The following is a 6,726-nucleotide window of genomic DNA, read 5'->3' on the forward strand; positions in this document are numbered from 1 at the left end:
TCTTAAGCTCTTTATGGATATTCGTAAAAGATGTACCAACTCCTTCAAACGCAGCAGAGACACTTTCATAGCTTTGCTCTTCAACGTCACTCCCATCATCCTTGACTGTTTTTACCTTGAAGCTTGGAGCGGTCCATTTATCTTCTTCATACTTAGCTCCACCCCCAAGGACTTTAGCTATATTTGTGCCTGCAACTTGTAGATTATCTGACACAATACTCACTTTTTTATTCGTCGCAAAAAGTTGGGAACCATTAATCGCATCATGGGAATCTTCTGCAATCTTACCATTACCAACATTGTGCAGCGCTGTAAGGACCTCATCCTTACCACCAAAAGTTATATTGCCATAATCAGTCTTACCATCTTTCTTTTTATTATAATGAACAACCGCTGAATCTTCTGACTGAAGATGATTAATCTGGTTCGTAATCTCATTTTTGATATTCGTGAATGAACTACCAACTCCTTCAAATGCAGCAGAGACACTTTCATAGCTTTGCTCTTCAACATCACTACCATCATTCTTGACTATCTTTACCTTGAAGTTTGGCGCTGTCCATTTTCCTTCTTCATAACCAGCACCGCCACCTAAATAAGTTGCAACTGTGTTTCCAAGAGAATGGACCTGGGAACCATTGATTGCATCATGGGAATCTTCTGCAATCTTACCATCACCAACATTGTGCAGCGCTGTGAGGATTTTACCCTTACCACCTAAAGTTATATTGGCATAATCAGTCTCACCATCATCCTTCTGTTTATCATAGTGAACAACCGCTGAATCTTCTGACTGAAGATGATTAATCTGGTTCGTAATCTCATTTTTGATATTCGTGAAAGATGTACCAACTCCTTCAAATGCAGCAGATACACTTTCATAGCTTTGCTCTTCAACTTCACTACCATCATTCTTGACTATCTTTACCTTGAAGTTTGGCGCTGTCCATTTACCATTCTCATACTTAGCACTACCTCCTAAATAAGTTGCAACAGTCTTATTTGTATCAAAAAGCTGCGAACCATTGACCGCATCCGTTGAAGTTTCAGTAATGTCTCCAGACAAAATATGCGCAATCTTGCTATCTTTTCTTGCATCGCCTTCTCCATGAGAAGCAACAAAAGCACCCTCAGCACTACTCCAATTTAAAGAATCCTTTGCAACTCCTTGAGAGACTGCCTTAATACGATCGTTCACATGCTGGATATTCTTATCAAGACCTACAAAGGCTGAACCAACATCATTGAACGAATTATCTGTTACTTCACCATCAGTAGCAACATTCGATAATTTATAGGTTGGCTGGGTAAGTGATCCATCTTTAAAAGCTGCATCTCCACCTAAGAATTTTGCAACATCTTCACCAATTTTATAAATCTGTCCGCCATTAATTGCATCGTGCGACTTATCACCAATCTTACCATCACCAACATTGTGGAGAACTGTGAGAGTTTGATCTTTACCACCTAAAGTGACACTCGTATAATCAATTCCTCCCTCTGCCTTTTTATCATAATGAACAACCGCTGAACCTTCTGACTGAAGATTGTTAACCTGTTTGGTAATCTCATTTTTGATATTCGTGAATGAACTACCAACTCCTTCAAAAGCAGTAGATACATTCTGATAAGTCTCATCCTTCTCCTGACCATCCGCGTTAATTGTTTTTACCTTGAAATTCGGAGCTGTCCATGTGCCATTCTCATACTTAGTATCACCACCAAAATAAGATGCAACTGTGCTTCCAAGAGAATGAACCTGGGAACCATTGATTGCATCATGTGATTCTGAAGAAATTGCACCACTTCCAACATTATGCAAACCAACAGTGCCTGTTTTCGGATCTCCAAAAGTAACACTATTCTTATTAACTTTACGCAATGATCTCGCAAATAGATGTGGTTCATCTGCATCTTCTTCTTCATCATAGAAAACTGCAACAGAACGAACTTCTGCAATTTCGTCAGAAAGTTTAGTTACGTTCTCATCAAGTTGCTCTTTATTAACTGCTTCATTATCTTTTTCTGCCTTCTTCAAACCAGAAAGGATTCTATTATTACTACCCTTATCGGCAATATTAATTGTAGCGCCGTCCTTTTCTCCTCCAATATTAATATGCTTTGTCTCTTCATCCCATTTAACAAGACTCTCACCTTTTACATTGCTAATCTCATTGTTAATCTGTTTGGTAATATCATTTTTGACATTGGTGATAGAAGTTCCAACTCCAGTAAAAGCTTCTGCTACTGTCTGATAATTCTTTTCTTCTTCCTTACCTTCACCATTAACAGTTTTAAGCGTAAATGTTGGACCAACCCATGCGCCATCTTTATAACTAGCTCCACCGCCTAAGTAAGTAGAAACTTTATTATTTGTCTCGAAAAGCTGTGAGCCATTAACTGCTTCCGTCGAGTCTTGCGTAATATCTCCGGCAGCAAGAAATTTAATTTTACTATTTGTTTTTTGATCTTCTTTTTCATGCTGAGCTACAAAAGCACCGTCTTCATTGCTCCATAGTAAAGCATCGCCTTTAACTTCTTTTTTAATATCGTCTACTTTTGTATTAAAATCTTCAACAATACTCGTTAGATGATTGTTAAAATTTGTGAAGTTTGTATCAATTCCTGAAAAGGCTGCACCAACATCATTATAGGTCGCATTTTCACCTTCTTCACCATTTTCATTGAAAGTTTTTAGCGTAAAGCTTGGAGCTGTCCAGATTCCATCCTTATATTCAGCATTACCACCAAAAGACTGCGCAACCTTATCGCCCAATGAATAAAGCTGCGAACCATTGATCGCATCCGTTGAAGTTTCAGTAATGTCTCCAACCTTAAGATGTGTAATCTTGCTATCTGTTCTCTCACTATCTTTCCCATGCTGAGCACTAAAGGCATTATTAGTCGCGCTCCAAGATAAAGAATCCTGTGCAACACCTTCTGAGACTTCCTTAATCCGATCGTTCACATGCTTAATATTCTTATCAAGTCCTACAAAGGCTGAACCAACATCATTAAAGGACTTATCTGTAACTTTACCTTCTGTAGAAACTTCAGATAATGCATAGCTTGGCGGTGTCAGTGATCCGTCTTTAAAGGATGATTCTCCACCTAAAAACTTTGCAATATCCTCGCCAATTTTATTCATCTGATCACCCGTGATGGCATCACGTGAATCTTTTGCGATATTACCATTGGCAACATTATGAAGTGCAACAGGTGTAGAATCCTTACCTTTACCCAAAGTCACATTTGTATAATCAATTTCATCCTTTTCCTTTTTATCATAATGAACAACTGCTGAATCTTCTGACTGAAGATTATTAATTTGCTTGGTAATCTCATTTTTAATATTCGTGAAAGATGTACCAACTCCTTCAAAAGCAGCAGATACACTTGTGTAGCTTTGTTCATCTGTCGTGCCATCAGCCTTAACTGTCTTTAGCGTAAAAGTTGGATCGGTCCACGTGCCATCCTCATACTTAGCACTACCTCCCAAATAGCCAGCAACCTTATCACCCAAAGAATGAAGTTGGTTACCCGTAATGGCATCTGTAGAATCTTTAGAAATATTACCATCTAAAATATGCGTAATCTTACTATTGGTCTTTGCGCCATCCTTCTCATGTTGAGCACTAAAGGCGTTATCCGTTGCTCCCCACAATAAGGCATCGCCTTTGAAAGTGGTAATAGCATTATTAACTTGTTCAGTTACTTTATTCTGAACATTCGCGATAGAACTACCAACCCCAGTCAAAGCGTCCGATACATTATGGTAAGTTTGCTCTTCTTCCTTACCATCATCCTTAACAGTTTTAACTTTAAATGTTGGACTGGTCCATGCTTTATCTTTATAACCAGTTCCACCTCCCAAGTAACTAGCAACCTTACTATTGGTCTCAAAAAGCTGTGAGCCATTAATCGCATCATGGGAATCTTCTGTAACTTTACCATTGCCAACATTATGCAATCCAACAGGGCCCGTTTTCGGATCGCCAAAAGTAACACTACTCTTATTAACTTTACGCAATGACCTCGTAAATAGATGTGGTTCATCTGCAGCTTCTTCTTCATCGTAGAAAACTGCAACCGAACGCACATCTGCTATTTCTTTATCAAGCTGACCTTTGTTAACTGCTTCATTACTATGCTCTGCATCCTTAACACCAGAAAGAATTCTATCCTTACTATCCTTATCAGCAATACTAATTGTCGCATCTTCCTTTTCACCACCAATATTAATACGCTTGGTCTTCTCATCCCACTTAACAAGACTATCACCTTTCACATTGGTAATTGCAGTATTAATATCATTGGTAATTTTACTCTGAACATTCGTGAAAGAGGTACCAACTCCTGCAAATGCAGCCGTTACATTTTCATAAGTCTTATCTTCAGAGCTACCATCCTCTTTAACTGTTGTAATCTTAAAGCTTGGCGCCGTCCATTCACCATTCTCATAACGAGTATCGCCTCCCAAATAAGTAGAAAGCGCATGACCTACAGAATAAAGCTGTTTACCTGTAACGGCATCCGTTGAAACGCTACTAATAACCCCATCTCGAAGAGATGTAATCTTGCTATTCTCTTCTTTCTCTCCATGTTGGGCAACGAATGCTCCCTCTTCCTTGCCCCACAATAAGGCATCGCCTTTCGTTTTTTTCATTTCATTGGTAATTGTATTTTTTACATTGGTGAGAGAACTACTAACCCCACTCAATGCATCAGAGACATTCTGATAAGTCTTATCTTCAGACTTGCCATCCTCACTAAACTGCTTAAGCTTGAAATTTGGAGTGCTCCATTGACCATTCTCATAACGAGTATCACCACCAAAATAAGATGCAACTGTGCTACCAAGAGTATGGAGCTGCGAACCATTGATCGCATCATGTGAATCTTTAGCAATCTTACCATCGGAAAGGTTATGAAGTGCAACAGGTTTTTTCTCTTTACCACCTAACGTCACACTCGTGTAATTAATGCTGCCATTCTTATCATCTTTATCGTAATGAACAACTGCTGAATCTTCTGATTGAAGGCTCTCAGAAAGTTTCTTCAAATCCTTATCAAGTTGCCCCTTGTTAACGGCTTCATTATCTTTTGTTGCTTCCTTCACACCAGAAAGTGTCCGCGAACCACCACTTTTGTTGGCAACATTGATTTCACTACCCTCTACCTCTTTACCAATGTTGATAACATTCGTTGCTGCATCTTTCTTAACAAGACTATCACCTTTTACATTGCTAATCTCATTTTTAATCTGTTTGGTAATATCATTTTTGACATTGGTGATAGAATTACCAACCCCACTCAATGCTTCCCCTACATTCTTATAAGTCTTCTCTTCTTCCTTACCTTCACCGTTAACGGCTTTAACTTTAAATGTTGGATCCGTCCATGTTTTATCTTGATAACTAGCTCCACCACCTAAATAACTAGCAACCTTACTATTGGTCTCAAAAAGCTGCCCCCCCGTAATAGCATCACTTGAAGCTGCAGTAATATCTCCATCCTGAAGAGAGGTAATCTTGCTATTGGTTTTGCTATTTTCTTTCCCATGCGTTGCAACAAAGGCATTAGCAGCTTTACTCCAGTTCAATGCATCACTTTTTGCATCCGCAACCTCTTTGGTAATTTCTTTCTTAATATCCGTAATAGCATTATTTACATTTGTGAAAGAGGTACCAACACCCTCAAACGCAGCAGAAACAGTGTCATACTCATGCTCTTCAACCCCACTACTATCTTCTTTGAAAGTCTTAACCGTAAAGCTTGGAGCTGTCCATTCACCATTCTCATATTTGGCGTTACCACCTAAAGCCTTCGCAACCCCACTACCAAATGAATGAAGCTGTGAGCCATTAATCGCATCGGTTGAAACGTCTGCGACTTTACCATCGCCAACATTATGCAATCCAACAGTACCTTTGCTTGGATCGCCAAAAGTCACATTCGATTTATTACTTTTACGTGCTGATCTGATAAGTCGATTGTCATCATCTGAAACTTCTTCTTTATCGTAGAAAACTGCCACTGAACGCACATCTGCAATTTCGCCAGAAAGTTTCTTTACATTCTCATCAAGCTGACCTTTGTTAACTGCTTCATTATTCTTCACAGCATCCTTCACACCAGAAAGGATTCTGTCCTTACTTCCTTTATCCGCAATATTGATTGTAGCGTCTTCCTTTTCACCACCAATGTTAATATGCTTTGTATCCTCATCCCATTTAACAAGACTCTCACCTTTTACACTCGTGATTTCATTCTTGATATCATTTTTAACATTTGTGATAGAATTCCCAACGCCTGCCAAAGCTGCAGCTACATTCTTATAACTCTCTTCTTTTTCCTCACCATTAGCATTCACTGTTTTTATTTTAAAAGTTGGATCGGTCCACTTGCCATTCTCATAACCAGCATCACCACCAAAATACTTGGCCATATTCGTGGCAGCGATTTTGAAATTATCGGATAAAGTTGTTACATTTTTATTTGTTGCAAACAACTGTGAACCGGTAACAGCTTCATTTGAAGCTTCTGACAGAGAAGCACTCTTTAAACCCGTAAGAGTACGCTGTTCATTCTTTTTGTTAGTAATATCAATTTTGTCACCATCGGTTTCCTTACCAATGGTGATGTGTTTTGTATCGCTGTCTTGTTTCACGAAGCTACTGGCTGCGACTTGTTCTTTAACATCTTTTTCAACTTTTTGTAGTTGTC

1 protein-coding gene is annotated in these 6,726 nt (G+C 38.9%); it reads right to left on the reverse strand.

Features of this window, described 5'->3' with window-relative positions; translation table 11 throughout:
• On the reverse strand, positions 1 to 6,726 hold a 6,726-nt coding region (locus PVV69_RS08995), incomplete at both ends, for a hypothetical protein (protein WP_273757235.1).

Source organism: Bartonella sp. MM73XJBT, assembly GCF_028618465.1.
Classification (GTDB): Bacteria; Pseudomonadota; Alphaproteobacteria; order Rhizobiales; family Rhizobiaceae; genus Bartonella.